The organism is Methylobacterium sp. NPDC097929 (assembly GCF_049543375.1).
GTDB lineage: Bacteria > Pseudomonadota > Alphaproteobacteria > Rhizobiales > Beijerinckiaceae > Methylobacterium.
This window is the reverse complement of record NZ_JBMVEP010000012.1, coordinates 131,419-145,490: the sequence shown is the minus strand read 5'-3', so window position 1 is coordinate 145,490 and position 14,072 is coordinate 131,419. Positions and strand designations below refer to the sequence as shown.

Genomic DNA, 14,072 nt, shown 5'->3' with positions numbered 1-14,072 from the left:
TGGATCACCTCAGCCGGCCACCACCGCGGCGATGCCCGTACTGTGAGGCCGCCCTCGACCAGCCACCTTGAAGGCAATCTGCCAAAGTAGTACTAGGCCTGCCGGAACGTCCGCGCCCGCCTCCGGCCCCTCGACCGACACGCCGGTCACGTTCTTGGCCGCGTCGTAGTCGAACCGCTCCGTCAGCCCTTCGCCAAAGCTGGCCTGCGCCACCTGCCCGTTGCCGTCGTAGCGGTAGCGGGCAGGGCCGAACAGACGATCATCGATCAGCGTCGGTGCGCCGGCCTTGTCCCAGGCGTAAGCCCGGCCCGCCTCGCCCCCGCGGCCCGCGCGCTGATGCAGCAGTTGCCCGACCGGATCGAAGCCCTGCTCCAGGCTGAAGCCTTTCGGCGAGGCCCGCCGCGTCTCGCGCCCCAGCGGGTCGCGCGAGACCGCCAGCGGCGCGTGCCCGTCGATGGCGAGCGAGGCCAGCGCCCCGAGCGGATCGCGCCCGATCCGCACCAGGCTCGCGCCCGGCCCACCTTCGCCGATGCGCCGCTCGATCCGTCGGCCGAGTTCGTCGAGCCGGCTCTCGACCCGACGCCCGTTCGTCGTCTCGGCCACGATCCGCCCGTTGCCGTCCCGCTCAAACGCGATGCGTGCGGCGCGGCTCGACGCCTCGATCAGCAGCCCGCGGCCGTCGTAGCGCAGATGCGTCGCGTCGAGTGGGCGCAGGGCCTCGGGGTCGTCGGCGGCAAAGGTGCGGATCGCGGTGAGCCGGTCGGAGCGGTCGTAGGCGTAGGCCAGCCGCGTTCCGTCGGGCTTGCGCGTCCCGGTCACCCGCCCGGCCGAGTCGCGGGTGTACTCGGTGCGCCGCCCGTCGAAATCCTCCTCCGCGATCACCCGGCCGGCCGCGTCGCGGACGAGGTGGTAGGTCAGCCCGTTCTGGTTGGTGACGGCGGTGATCCGGCCCTCGCCGTCGTGCGCCAGCGTCAGCCGGCCGCCGCGCGGGTCCTCGATCGCCGTGAGCACGTCGAAGGCGCCGTAAGCGTAGCGCCAGGTCCGGCCCTCGCCGTCGCTGACCGTGGCCAGCACCCCGTCCGCCGCGAAGCTGCGCTGCAGGCTCACCCCGTCGGGCCGCACCACGGTGGTGGGGGTGGCAAAGCCCCCGGCACCGGCCTCGTAGGCGAAGCGCGTGGTCTGCCCCGCCGCGTCCGTCACCGCGACCTGACGGCCGAAGGCGTCGTAGGCATAAGCGGTGGTGCCGCCGCGCGGGTCAGTCAGCGTGGTGAGGCGCCCGTGGGCGTCGTAGCCGCGCCGCTCCTCCGCCCCGTCGGGGAAGAGGGTGCGCACGATGCGCCCGCCCGCGTCGCGCTCGTGGCGGGTGATGTGGCCCTCGGCGTCGGTCTCCTCGATGACGTTGGCGTGCTCGTCGTGCGCGTAGCGGCGGATATGCCCGGCGCCGTCGATGACGATGTCGAGCTGGCCTTCCGGTCCCCAGCCGTACTCGGTGCTGCGCCCCTCCGGATCGACCACGCTCTTGGGGTTGCCCCAGAGGTCGTAGGACTTGGTCGTGGTGTGGCCGTTGGGGTCGGTCAGGGCGGTCTCGAACCCGGCGGCGTCGAAGACGCGGGTGAGGCTGTGGCCGAGCGCGTCGGTCTCGGCGGTGACGTTGTCGCTGGCGTCGTAGGCAAAACGCTGGGCCAGCGCCTCGGCCCCGCCGGGCAGGTAGGTGGTCTCGCGCCGCTCGGGATCGTAGCGGAAGCGGTCGCCGTTCCAGATGCCGTTGGTGGCGGTGTGGGTGACCCGGCCCTCTTCGTCGTAGCTGAAGCGGGTTTGCGAGCGCCGGGTGCGGTTGTTCCAGGCGGCGAGGAGGTCGCGCTCCGGCTCCCAGGCATAATCGACCGACATGCCGAAGGCGCAGGTCGCCTCGGTCATGCGCCCGCGCGCGTCGTAGGCGTAGCGGGCGAGAGGCAGGCGCGATCCGTCCGTGCCGATCAGGGTGATGCCGATGCGCCGGCCCCGCCCGTCATTCTCGAAGGCGAGCGCCAGCCCGTCGGTGCCCTCGGCCCGCTCCAGCCGGCCCTCCGCGTCGCGGACGAAGGTGATGGCATGGCCGTCGAGATCCTCGATCCGCTCGAGGCGGTAGATCGCGTCGTCGAACTGGCGAAAATGCTTGATCAGGCGGCGGTCGCGCAGTTCCAGTTGCCGTAGCCAGGGCGCGCGCAGGTCGAGATGCGGGTAGCCGGCGTTGTGGCTGGCGAGGAAGTTGAAGGGCCGCTCGAAGCGGACGACCTTGCCGTCGGCCTGGTGAAAGTCGAGCTGGCCGGGCTCGGGGTTGGAGACGATCTCGTCGAAGATCGAGATCTGGCAGGGGCCGAGCGGGTTGGCGTAACCCTCGGGCAGGGGCAGCTTGAGGCCCATGTAGCGCGCGCCGTCGAAGGGCAGCGTCGCGGGAATGAGGAAGTCGTGCCAGGTTTCGAGGTACTCGCCGGTGGCGACGGAGACGGGCTCGCCTCTGATAATGGGGCCACTTCCGAGAACGACGCCTCCTCGCCCGAAGCCACCTGCAATAGAAGCTGGTCCAGCGGAAAGAGCCGTCTCGACCCCTCCCGCGATGACACTGTCTAATGCCGCACTTTGCTCTGCTGACTGTTCCTCGGTTGTAGGAGGATTTTGCTGATAATACGTATAAGTTTTTGCTCCTTCGAGCATTGTTTCCGGGAGCTTGGAGAGTCTTATTAATGCAGTTTTAGTTTTTTCATATCCCCCATACATCCACAGACCGACCGCGGCGGCCGGCAGCATGGCCGTCTTCAACAAATCTTCATCAATACTTTTCTCATTCTTTTTTGGGGCGGCTGTCGATCCGGTGTTGGCCTCGCCGGAGCAATTCGCGTTGCATGTTGAATTCGGGTTGCCCTGATTGTCGCGCCTCTCGACCTTTCGCGGTGGTGGCTTGATGTCAGTGATCTTCGCATGCGGCGTGGTGCCCTCGCTCTGCGCGAACGACGGCAGCGAACTCTTCGCGATGTCGATCGAGGGCGGCGTCCCCGCACCTCCCGGCGGCGTGAGGGCGAATTTCCCGTCCGAGGGACCACCCGCCATCAGACCGTCTCCTCGGTCTTGCCCTTCTGCGGCTCGGTCGGCCCGGGATCGGGATGGTTGATCCAGGCCGGATCGCGGTGGCTCACCGTCGCGAACCCCTCCGAGTAGACGAAGTCCGAGGCCACCCGCACGTGCGAGTACGTCTCATGGCCCGGCACCACCACGCCCTTGCCGGTGCCTTGCTTGTGGCCCTTGATCCGCGTCGTGCGCGCGTTCAGCTGGAAGTCGTAGCAGCCGTTGTTGCGCACGCTCTTCGAGACGCGGATCGCCCCGTCGAGGTAGGCGACCACCGAGTAGGGCACCGGCACCATCGCGCCCCCGCGCGGCGTCAGGCACACGTCCGGCCCCTTCGACACCAGCATGTTCGAGCGGCAGCGCCGCGCCGAGATCCGTCCCTCGCTCATGCCGTCCCCTCTCCTTCGCCGTCCCCGCGCAGGGCCGCCAGCACCGCGTCGCGGTCCGCCCGCGTGATCAGCCGCACCGCCGCGAAGGCGTCCGGCTCGAAGTTCACCCGCCAGGTCAGGAAGACCCGTGCCCGCTCCCTGCGCGCGTCGGCGAGGTCGAGGAACACCGTGTCGAGCGCCATCGCCCGCGCCTCGACCGAGCCGTCCGCCCGCACGAACTCGGCGACCATGCCGTGGTCGGGCAGCACCAGCCGGCTCTCCGCCGCGCCCGGCATCAGGTGGGTGAGGGTGATCGTCTCGCCGCCCGCGAGGTGGCCGGGGCAGATCAGGTCGGGATGGGCGCTGTTGTGGAAGGCGAAGTCGTAATCCTCCGCCCAGTTCGGCCAAACGTGGTCGATCCAGTGCTGGTCGTAGGTGCCCCCCAGCGGCAGCCGCGGCTCCCAGGCCGGCGGGATCGGCCCGAGGCTCTGCGGCGCGTAGGCCGCGCCCGGCTCGGTCACCGGCTCGCCCTCCGCCTCGATCCGCGGCGCGGGCTGAGGCAGCGTGTGGTCGGTCCAGTCCGGGTCGATCAGCCCGCAGCCGATCGGGTTGCGCACCTCGCAGACGAAAAGCGGCCGGCCCTCGTCGTCCTGCCCGGACGCCACCGTGCCGCCATAGGCCAGTTCGTAGCGCAGCGGCACCTCGGTCGCCGGCTCCGGCTCGCTCAACTCCCAGCCCGCGAACAGCCGGCGATGCGCCCGCCAGTCCCGCGCCTCCTCCGCGTCGAGCCGGCGGCGCCAGCGCGGCCGCCATTCCCGCGGGCCCGTCACCCGCAAGCGCTTGGACAGCACCGGGCCGGAGGCAGCGCTCAGCGCGATCCCGCAAGTCCAGGACGAGGCCGCCTCGCCCCCCGGCGCCCGCGCCACCGCGTTGACGATCAGGTCGGTGCGCGGCTTGTTCGGCACGAGGTCGGACGGGTGCCAGAGCGAACTCTCGTTCACCGCGCCGTAGCAGGCATCCTCGAACATCAGCGGCGCCTGCTCCTCGGCCACCGCGAGCCCGCCCGCGGCGTCGATGGTGTAGGTCGCCTTGACGATGACGACGCCGAAGTCGCGTCCCCGGTTGTCGCTGGAATAGTAGCGGAAGTTCGGGAACGGGGTGAAGTTCAGCAGTTCCGGCATCGGCTCGGCCGGCTCAGTTGTGGTCGAGCATCGGGGTCAGCATCTGGATGTGGCTGTCGCCCTCGACGAAGATCTTGATCCCCTTGAGCAGGATGGTGCCGTCGCCCTTCATGATCAGCAGCGACTTGGCCGAGCCGTTCGGGCCGACACTGATGATCACCTCGTCGCCGACATCGATCTTGAGCTGGTTGCCGATCTTCTGGGTGTAGACGTTGCCGACGCTGAGCGCCTTGACCGCGCCGACCTGCTCGGTCTGGGCGAGGCCGACCGAGTTGTTCTGCAGCCGCCCCACCACTTGGTTGAGGATGCCCGACCCGATCATCCCCGCCACCTGCCGGCCGGTATCGGCCCCGGCCGCCGCCACGGCGCCGCCCGCATCCCGGGCGATGCCCTGGGCGAGGCGACGCCCGCGAGCGCGTTCGCGGCGGCGCCCGCGTTCATCAGGGCCGGTCCGCTTCCGGCCAAGGCGGCGGCGTAGGAGGCCACCGTCGAGGCGATGCCGCCGAGCGCCGAGTCCGCCCCGGAACCGCTGCCGGTCGGCGCGTCCGGGCCGAGGGCGGCTGCGGCGGCTCCGGCTGCGCCGCCGCCCGGCGCCTCGGACAGGCCGCTCGCCGTCGCCTGCTGCAGCGCGCCCGAGACCACGCCCATCGCCTCGCCGAGCAGGCCCGAGGACTGGCCCATCAGCCCGGCCAGCGTCGCGGTGACGAGCCCCGGCACCGCCCCGCCCACGGCCCCGACCGCGATCGACATCCCGCCGCCGACGTTGTGCTGCATGTTGCTGCCGACCTGCAGCGAGTGGTTGGCCCCGACGTTGCGGATCGCGTCCCGCTGGACGTGCTGGGTGAGGGTGTCGCCGACGCGGTGGGTCTGGTCCTTCTGGGCGAGCATGTGGAGGCGCTCCCGCCCGCCCTGGTCCTCGAAGGCCAGCTCGTTGTAGCCGCTGGCCTTGTAGCTGTCGGAGCGCAGGACCATGCGGGTCTTGTTGACCGGCAGTTCGTAGGGCACCGGGTTGTTGGGGTTGGGCGCGATGCCGGTCACGATCGGCCGGTCGGGATCGCCCTCCTGGTAGGCCACCAGCGCCTCCATCCCCACCAGCGCCTCCATCCCCACCCGCGGGATGATCTGCTGACCCCAGCTCGTCCCGCCCCAGGACTGCGTCACCCGCACCCAGCCGGTGTCCGTCCCGTCCCCTTTCGCCCGCCGGTCCCAAGGGAAGGCCAGCTTCACCCGCCCATACGCGTCGGTGTGGATCTCCTCGCCCGCAGGCCCCGCGATCCGCGCGATCTGCAGCCCGTCGATCCGCGGGCGCGGGATCGTGCGGTGCGGCGTGGCCGGGCGGTCCGCCGGCAGGGTGGCGAAGCTGTTCTCGTAGTGCGGCGTGCCCGCCCCGCTCTCGTAGGTCGGGTCCTCCGCCCGGTGCAGGATCTGCGTGACCACCTGCGCCGGATAGACGTGATCCGGGTGCGCCACCTCGTAGGGGGTGAAGCGCGCGCCCGCCGCCAGCGTGCGCACCGAGGAGCGGCCCTCGACCCGGTCGAAGTCGCCTTCCGTCGCCTGCACCCGCAAGCGGCTGGCCTGCTCGCTCGCCTCGCGCGTCAGGGCTCTCGCCGGGTATTCGTAGAGTTCGTAGGCCGCGTTCTCCGGTACCCGGTCGATCGAGGGGGTCCGCGAAGCGAGATCGAGGTTGGGCGTCAGGAGTTCGTAGTCTTTACCGGCGCGGCGTCCCGGCGTGAACGAGACCTGGCGGCGCCAGTCGTGGATGTGCTCGGCATCCGAGGAGCCGAAGGCGAGCCGCACCTGCGTCTCCGCGCTGCCGTCGTAGGCGTAGGGGTGGTCGCCGAGCTTGAGCGTGTGCCGGCCGCGCTCGTGCGCGAACCAGTAGAAGTGCCCCTCCTCTTCGAGGCGACGCAGCAGATAGGCCAGATCGGTCTCGTTCCACTGCACGACGTAGTCGCGCTTCTGCGGCGGCCGGGTGACGCCGGCGAGATCGTAGTCGCGGATACCGTGCTCCCGGCAGAGGGTCTCGATCACCTCGAGCGTGCTCTGTTCGAGGAAGATGCGGCAGTCCCGGCGCTGGCTCATCAGCCAGAGGCGGGGGCGCAGCGTCAGGGCGTACTGGCGCGCGCCGCGGGTGACGAGCGGGCCCTCATGCAGCTCGGTCACGAGCCCGTTCCAGGCGCGCTGGCTGCCGTCGGCGAGCGTGAGCAGCAGGTCGGCAGCGGTGCCGACGATCTCCTCGGGGCGGACTTCGGCGCGCTGAGCCCGCACCCGGGCCTGGAGGGTGAAGAGGCGGTTGAGACCCTCCTCGATCTCGAAGCGCTCCAAGAGCAGCGCGTCTTCGCCCAATACCGTCTCGATCGCCATCAGGCGGCCGGCCTGGGTGAAGCGCACGGGTTCGTTCATCGCTTGTCCTGCCGGAGCGTCCCGATCCACAGGTTGCAAGCTAGGCATTGCTCATGATCGATCAACCCGGCCGTCGGGGTCGATGCTGAAGTTCACTCGGGATTGTCGGATTTTTCCGGCTCGACACTGCTACATTGTCGATTTAATATTGTATCTATTCAAACGTCGAGAGACGATCCCGAAGCTGTGGCCGTAATCCTGGCGGCCATCCGGAGGGCGGCATCACCGATGCGATGCGCGCAGAGCGCGCTTGAAGCTATCGGTGCCTTCGAGACATCGCGGTCTTCGACACGGGCGGCAATGTGATCGCGACCCGAACGGCCGAAACCCGTCAGGGGTTCGGGGAGCCGCTCGCGGCAAATGGAGCTTTTGCAGACCGCTGAGGGTCGGTTGAGGTTCCCTGGCAGGGCGTGATCTGATTCCCTGTAGTCATCGACAGGAGGATCAATGGGGTCACCGTTGTCATCGGATCTGCGCGAGCGGGTCGTGAAGGCCGTGTCCGAGGGCTCCTCGCGGCGTCGAGCCGCCGAGCGGTTGGGGGTCAGTCCAGCCAGGCCAGCGCCATTGGCTGGCAGGAGAGCTTCGAGCGGGAGGGCCGGGAGGCGGCCAAGCCGCAGGGGGGCGACCGACGCTCGCGGCATGTGGAAGCCCATGCAGACCTGATCCTGAGCCTGCGCAAGGAGCAGCCGACGCTGATGTTGTCAGAGTTGCGCGCTCTGCTGGCCGAGCGCGGCATCGCCACCAGCGAGCGCGGGCTGTCGCGCTTCTTCCGGCGCCACGCCGTCACGCACGAAAAAACATGCTCCACGCTGCCGAGCAGCAGCGGCCAGACGTGAGGGCCGAGCGAGAGGACTGGTTCGAGGCCCAGGACGAACTCGATCCCGACGCACTCGTCTTCCTCGACAGGACGGCGACCACCCGCAACATGGTGCGCCGCTACGGTTGGGCGCCGCGGGGCGAGAGCTACCGGGGCGCGGTTCCGCACGGGCACTAAAAGACCACCACCATCACCGCTGCCCTGCACACCACTGGTCCATGCGCCCTCGATCTCGCGGAAGGCGGTACTAACGGCCATCCTTGTCGTGGTCGACGATTGCACGCGGGAGTGTCTTGCGCTGGTGGTCGACACCTCACTGTCTGGGCGGCGGGTCGCGCGCGAGCTTGACCGGATCATCCCGGGCCGGGCAATTCGCTGATGATTGTCTCCGACAGCGGCACCGAGCTGACCTCACACGCCATCCTGCGCTGGCAGTAGGAGCGTGGGGTCGAGTGGCACACCATAGCCCCCGACAAGGCGCAGCAGATCGGTTATGTCGAGTGCCTGAACGAGCATTTATTCCGGAACTGGCCGACGGCCCGAATCATCATCGAGACGTGGCGGTTGGACGACAACACCTGCCGCCCTCACACGAGCCTCGGCGGGCTAGCCCCGAACGCGTTTGCAACCCGATCCAAGCAGGACCAGAACCAGAATGGACACTGGTTATGAACGTGGGCAAGCAGGGGGCAAGGTTACTTCGGAGAGTGGAAGGCTGCCATCCGCTGCGCGTGGGCAAAAAACGGATGCCAAGCGACGGCCATCGCACCATCTGATCCACCATTCGATGGATGTCGCACCTGTCATCGAGCAGCTCGTCCGTCTTCCCGTCGTTGCCCACCGTCTGACGTGCGCCGCCGAACGCCGGCTTGTCCACGGAGAAGTTCAGTGGCTCGCGGCCTTCCTTCATCCACGATGTCGGCAAGCTGTTACCGCGCTTCCAGGCGAAAGCTTGGCCGAAGGAGGAACAGCGCGATCCGTGCGGCCATCTGGAAGAGTGCTGGCGATGGCTCGACAAGCAGGCGGACCGACCCAAGGCGATGGGCGGAATGGCCGATCGCCTCTTCGCGCCGCTCGAGGAAGGGCGATGGGGCCTCGATTGGTTTCAAGCTCTGTTCGCCCATCACGGACGGCCGACGTCGAGCTGTGACAAACGCGACTGGCCGGACGCGCCATTCTACGAATGGAAGGCGCAAGGGGCGGCGATGGGCGAGGCGCTCCGCTCTTGGTTCCGGACGCCGAATGGGGCGATCCGGCGGTCCTGGGGCTTCCCCACCTCGTTCACCTCTTCGCCGGTCTTCCTACGCTCGCCGACTGGGTCGGCTCGGATGTCGTCGCATTCCCGCATGCACTGGAACTCGATCTTGCAGGCTACGCGTCGCGCGCACGCCGGCCAGCCAGCGCGGCTCTGCGCCGCCTCGGGAGCACGGGCATGACTTGGCCGGACACCCTTCCGCCCTTCCATGGCCTGACAGGCTTCGCCCCGCGCGGCGCCCAGGCGCTAGAGCGATTTCCGCTCATGTAGCGACGGCTTCGTCGCGCTCGTACCCGGCTGCGTCGAGGTAGTTGCCGCACTCTTCTGGTGTGAAGCGAGCGAAAGCCTGCCGGATGGCATTCCAGAGTTCTGGGACGGTGCGGGCGGCAGCGGTTCGGAGCAGGGTCTTCAGCTTAGCGAAGGCCTGCTCGATGGGATTGAGGTCTAGGTGTATCGTCCCGTGGGTCGAAGGAGCGGTCGTGGACAAGGCGGACGTCCGTCTTCTCCTTGAGCGTACCCTGAGTGGGGGCTCCTTGTGAAGGGTGGCGCCGCGGTGGGTCACAGCCTGGAGTGCCGGTAGGATCTCGGCTGGCGTCAGGGGACCCCGCTCGGCCAGGAGCTTGGCTACCTCCTGCATGACCCGGTCCCAGAACTCCTCGGCCCGGAAGCAGTCGAGTTGGATCTCGACCTTGGCGAGGCGCGCCTGGGCGCGGGCGCTCTCGGTTTCAGCTGCGTGGGGACCTGCCGTGCAGCAAACGAGTCCGCTCCTACTTCGAGAGCAGATGCTTGTCTGTTCAGAGGTGAAGGTCGGCTTGTGGCGCACTGCCGAACCAGTCGGGAGTGAACTCCTGACCCGAAGCGGTCTCCAGGGCCGCCGCTGGCGAAGGTCAGAATATCGCTGGAAAGCCGAAACTGCCGTTCGGTCAGCGAGCAGACACTCTGAGTCGCATCGAAAGCAGAGCGGCAGCCGATATCAGCGTGGCCTCATGGAAGCGCCGAGACGGCCGCGCGCATCCGTGATGGCGACTGGAAAGCGACGCCGCTCCTTCGTGACCTGTTCGAACGAGGCGGCGGCGTGGATGGATACGGCTCCGCCGCGCGATGACGGCCAGGCAGGCACGGGGTCACGGCTGCTTGTGGATCGGATCGACCCAGTAGACGGTCTCGGGACGCTCGGCCGCCTCGACATCGGGCAGGTTGACCACCACCGCCTCGTTGTCGGAGCGCACCAGCACGCAGTGCAGGGGCTCGTCGGTGGAGGCATTGATCTCCTGGTGCGGCACGAACGGAGGCACGAAGATGAAGTCGCCGGGCCCAGCCTCGGCCACGTATTCCAGGCGCTCGCCCCAGCGCATCCGGGCGCGGCCCGAGACGATGTAGATCACGCTCTCCAAGGCGCCGTGGTGATGCACGCCGGTCTTGGCGTCGGGCGCGATCGCCACCGTACCGGCCCAGATCTTCTGCGCGCCGACCCGGGCGGCGTTGACCGCCGCCTGCCGGAACATGCCGGGCGTCTGGGCGGTGTTGGGGTCGAGCCGATCGCCGGGGATCACCCGCACGCCGTCATGCTTCCAGCGCGCGGCCGCAGCCTCCTCGTGATCGTGGTGAGGGTCGTGAGCGTGGGGCTCATGGTCGTGGGCCTGGCCGTCGCCAATGTCGTGCATGTCCAGTGAATCCTTTGCCGTGGCGATCACCGCACAGCGGCGAGCGCGCCCGAAAACCCGGTATCGAGGATCGCTTCCGCGCGCGGGGCCCGCGCCGTGGGAATCAACCCGGCCCGCACGTAGAGGTCGATGATGCGCTGCTCGTCGGCGATCACGGCTTCATCGATCGGCACGGTGCGGTATCGGGCGCGCCCGAACCAGCGCAGCGGCACCGCCTCCGGCAAGCCGATCAGCCGCGACCACGCGGAAGCATAGGGCGCCGGATCGGTCAGCGCCCAGGCTCGGGCCCTGGCGAGGCGGGCCGCATAGTCGGCGAGCAGGGCGCGCTTGGACTTCAGTGCGGCCTCGCTCGCCACCGCGTAGCTCAGGCCCGGGGTGATGCCGTTGCCGTCGCGGACCACGCGCACGAGGCCGGCGAGTTCGGCCGCGGAGGTGTACGGCTCCCAGGTCGACCACGCATCGACCGCGCCGGAGGCGAGCGCCAGCTTGGCGTCGGCCGGCGGCAGGAAGCGGAACTGAACGCTGTCGGCGGCCAGTCCCGCCTCTTCGAGGGCGGCGAGGACGACCTGATGGCCGATCGAGCCACGGTTGGTGGCGATGCGCTTGCCCTGAAGATCCGCCACGCTGCGGATGCTGGAATCGGGCCGCACGAGGATGGCAAGTCCGTCCTGCCGATTGCGGAAGGCGAGGAATGCCTTCACCGGAACTCCCGCGGCGGCCGCGAAGGTGAAGGGCGCATCGCCCACGCCGCCCGCGTCGATGACGCCGGCATTCAGCGCTTCCAGCAGCGGGGCCGCGGCCGGAAACTCGCTCCATTCGAGCCGGTAGGTCAGCCCGTCGAGGACGCCCGCGGCCTCCATCAGGGCGCGGGCGTTGCCGCGCTGGTCGCCGACCCGCAGAACCTCCTCTGCGCGGACCGGCGCGAGGCCGGCAAGCGCCAGCGCGATCAGGACGAGCAAGCGGGCCATCACGCAGCCTCCGCCGCACCGCTGCGCCGGGCGAGCAAACTCTTGAAGGCCGGCAGCAACGCACGTCCATACTGGATCGCGTCCTCCAGCGGGTCGAAGCCGCGGATCAGGAAGGTGCGCACGCCGAGGTCGTGATAGTCGAGAAGTGCGTCGGCGACTTGCTCGGGCGTGCCGACGAGCGCCGTGGAGTTGCCGGCGGCGCCGGTCTCGGCGGCGATCGCGGTGTAGAGGCGCTTGTCGAGGCGTCGGCCCTCGGCCGCCGCGGCCAGCAGCCGGCGCGAGCCCTCGTTCTGCGGGGCCGCCGCAGACCCCAGCCCGCGCGCGGTCCGCAGCCGCCGGGTCTCGGCAAGGATAGCCTCCGCCCGCGCCCAGGCCCGCTCCTCGGTCTCTGCCAGGATCGGTCGCAGCGAGAGGCTGAACCGGGGCGAGCGCCCGTGAGGGGCGGCGGCCGCCTGTACCCGGCCGATCAACTCGCGCACCTGGGCGTAGGTCTCTCCCCACAGGGCGTAGGTATCGGCGTGCCGGCCGGCCACCGCCAGAGCCGCCGGCGAGGCGCCTCCGAAATAGACGGGGATCGCCCCGACCGGCTTCACCTCGGAGAAGCCGGCCTCGATCCGGTAATGGCTGCCCGCGTAGTCGAACGGCGCGTCGGACGTCCAGGCGAGGCGCAGGATGTCGAGGAACTCTCGGGTGCGGGCGTAGCGCTCGTCCTTGGTGAGGTGGTCGCCGTCGCGGGCGAGATCGCGGTCGTCACCGCCGCTGATCGCGTGGATCGCCACGCGCCCGCCGGTGAGCAGGTCGAGCGTCGCGAACTGGCGCGCCGCGATGGTGGGCGCGGTGAAGCCGGTGCGATGGGCGATCATCAGCCCGATCCGCTGAGTGGCGGCCGCGATCTCCGCGGCGATCAGCAGGGGATCGGGGGACGTGGAATAGGCCGCCACCAGCACCCGGTCGAAGCCGCCCCGCTCGTGCGCCTGGGCCAGGAGCCGCAGATAATCGGGCTCGATCGCGGGCCCACGCGCTGCGTGCGTCTCGGAGACCTCGTGCGGGGCGACGAAGCCGATGAACTCGATCGCCTCGGGTGGCAGCAGACTCATCCGGATTTCCCTCGCGAATTTCTCTCGACCGTCAGATACCGAGCGCGGCGCGGCCGGCGGCGATCCGCACCGCATCGCCCTGCGGCCAGTGGATGCGCGCGCACAGGACATCGCGCAGGTGCCGCTCCAGCGGCGCCTTTCGCGAGAGCGCGGCGTTGCCGCAGAGTTCGGCCACCCGCTGCACCGCCTGGATCGCGTTCTCCGTCACCGTGACTTTGACGAAGCCGGCCTCCTGCGGCGCCGGCGGTGCGCCCGCATCGGTCTCGGCAGCGAGACTCGCCACGAGGCGAGCGTTGACGGAGAGAAGCCGCTCGTTCTCGCCGACCGCCTCGTGGAAGCGCGGCAGGCTGGCGAGCGGCGCGCCGAGGTTTTCGGGAATGCGCTCGTGTAGAAAGCGCATGAACCAGCCCTGCGCCGCCCGCGCGACGCCGTCGTAGAGGGCGGCCAGCAGCGCGCAGCTCCAGGCCTGCTGCAGCGGATCGGGCCGGCGCCACGCCTCCGGGCGGCGCAGATCGACCGCGTACGCGCCCGGCACCCGCACATCCTCGAACACCACGTCGTGGCTGCCCGAGGCGCGCAGGCCGAGATGGTCCCAGGTCTCCTCGATGCGGAGGCCGGGGGACGACATCGGCACCAGGACGTTGCCGATCCGCGGCTCGGGCTCGTCGGTGCGGGCGAAGACGAGGCCGTAGGCGAGCCCCGGCGCGCCGGTCGAGTAGATCTTGCGCCCCGTGAGGCGCCAGTCGCCGCCGTCGCGTCGGGCGATGGTGGCGGGTAGGCCGCCGCGGGCCGGCGTGCCGAGATCGGGCTCGACCCGCAGCGCGTTGATGAGGGCGCCGTCCGCCGCGGCCTCGCGCCCGATCCGGTCGGCGAGCGCGCGCGGCCAGGGCGTGCCCTCGCGATGGATCAGACCGTGCTGGAGCAGCGTCATCGCCAGAACCAGGGCGACCGCCGGATCGCCCGCAGCGATGGCCCCCACCACCTGCGCCGCCCGCGCCAGCCCGGCCCCGCCGCCGCCGAGCCGTTCCGGCGCGGCGAGTCCGATCAGGCCGGCCTCGCGCAAAGCCGCGAGGGGCGCGTGCGGGAAGGCGCCTGTGCGGTCGCGCTCGCCAGCCGTCGCGGCGAAGCGTTCGGCGAGGGTGCGGGCGGTGTCGAGGGGCGCGGCGGCCGTGGTCATCGAGGGGGCATGGGGTGCGGTTGGGGGCTGAAGGCGACGG

10 protein-coding genes and 3 pseudogenes are annotated in these 14,072 nt (G+C 69.9%); 3 read left to right on the top strand and 10 right to left on the bottom strand.

All coding sequences use genetic code 11. The features are described 5' to 3' along the window. Positions 1–9 precede the first annotated feature (9 nt). The 5 genes from ACPCJR_RS22015 to ACPCJR_RS21995 form a co-directional block, all read right to left on the bottom strand. Positions 10–2,403 (bottom strand): hypothetical protein, encoded by a 2,394-nt coding sequence (locus ACPCJR_RS22015; RefSeq protein WP_391514885.1) that lies wholly within the window; start codon positions 2,401–2,403, stop codon positions 10–12. 683 nt (positions 2,404–3,086) lie between these two features. Then, complete coding sequence (locus tag ACPCJR_RS22010; protein WP_391514886.1) at positions 3,087–3,491, bottom strand: PAAR-like domain-containing protein; 405 nt, start codon at positions 3,489–3,491, stop codon at positions 3,087–3,089. Beyond that, positions 3,488–4,651 carry a DUF2169 family type VI secretion system accessory protein gene (locus tag ACPCJR_RS22005; RefSeq protein ID WP_391514888.1) on the bottom strand — a complete coding sequence of 388 codons (1,164 nt, stop codon included), beginning with the start codon at positions 4,649–4,651 and terminating at the stop codon, positions 3,488–3,490. Before ACPCJR_RS22005 ends, ACPCJR_RS22010 begins: the two co-directional genes overlap by 4 nt. A 13-nt stretch (positions 4,652–4,664) precedes the next feature. Further along, positions 4,665–4,973 carry a hypothetical protein gene (locus ACPCJR_RS22000; RefSeq protein WP_391514890.1) on the bottom strand — a complete coding sequence of 103 codons (309 nt, stop codon included), beginning with the start codon at positions 4,971–4,973 and terminating at the stop codon, positions 4,665–4,667. Further along, positions 4,970–7,054 (bottom strand): type VI secretion system Vgr family protein, encoded by a 2,085-nt coding sequence (locus ACPCJR_RS21995; RefSeq protein ID WP_391514892.1) that lies wholly within the window; start codon positions 7,052–7,054, stop codon positions 4,970–4,972. Before ACPCJR_RS21995 ends, ACPCJR_RS22000 begins: the two co-directional genes overlap by 4 nt. Before the next feature lie 447 nt (positions 7,055–7,501). Here ACPCJR_RS21995 and ACPCJR_RS21990 point away from each other — a divergent pair. The 3 genes and pseudogenes from ACPCJR_RS21990 to ACPCJR_RS21980 all read left to right on the top strand — a co-directional run. After that, positions 7,502–8,138 (top strand): annotated as a pseudogene (locus tag ACPCJR_RS21990) (IS630 family transposase); the annotation flags it as partial. Further along, a pseudogene (locus tag ACPCJR_RS21985) lies at positions 8,128–8,543 on the top strand (integrase core domain-containing protein); the annotation flags it as partial. The pseudogenes ACPCJR_RS21990 and ACPCJR_RS21985, both read left to right, overlap by 11 nt. A gap of 197 nt (positions 8,544–8,740) precedes the next feature. After that, a complete protein-coding gene (locus ACPCJR_RS21980; protein ID WP_391514894.1) occupies positions 8,741–9,307 on the top strand; it encodes an HD domain-containing protein in 567 nt (188 codons plus the stop codon). A gap of 81 nt (positions 9,308–9,388) precedes the next feature. Here ACPCJR_RS21980 and ACPCJR_RS21975 read toward each other — a convergent pair. The 5 genes and pseudogenes from ACPCJR_RS21975 to ACPCJR_RS21955 form a co-directional block, all read right to left on the bottom strand. Beyond that, positions 9,389–9,571, bottom strand: a pseudogene (locus ACPCJR_RS21975) (IS630 family transposase); the annotation flags it as partial. Between the two features lie 679 nt (positions 9,572–10,250). Then, a complete protein-coding gene (locus ACPCJR_RS21970) occupies positions 10,251–10,790 on the bottom strand; it encodes a cupin domain-containing protein (RefSeq protein ID WP_391514896.1) in 540 nt (179 codons plus the stop codon). Between the two features lie 26 nt (positions 10,791–10,816). Next, a complete protein-coding gene (locus ACPCJR_RS21965; protein WP_391514898.1) occupies positions 10,817–11,758 on the bottom strand; it encodes an ABC transporter substrate-binding protein in 942 nt (313 codons plus the stop codon). Next, positions 11,758–12,855 (bottom strand): LLM class flavin-dependent oxidoreductase, encoded by a 1,098-nt coding sequence (locus ACPCJR_RS21960; RefSeq protein WP_391514900.1) that lies wholly within the window; start codon positions 12,853–12,855, stop codon positions 11,758–11,760. The genes ACPCJR_RS21965 and ACPCJR_RS21960 overlap by 1 nt, the downstream gene beginning before the upstream one ends. A gap of 31 nt (positions 12,856–12,886) precedes the next feature. Further along, the gene (locus ACPCJR_RS21955) at positions 12,887–14,032 is read right to left on the bottom strand and encodes an acyl-CoA dehydrogenase family protein (RefSeq protein WP_391514902.1); all 1,146 of its coding nucleotides are present in this window, start codon (positions 14,030–14,032) and stop codon (positions 12,887–12,889) included. Between the last annotated feature and the right edge of the window lie 40 nt (positions 14,033–14,072).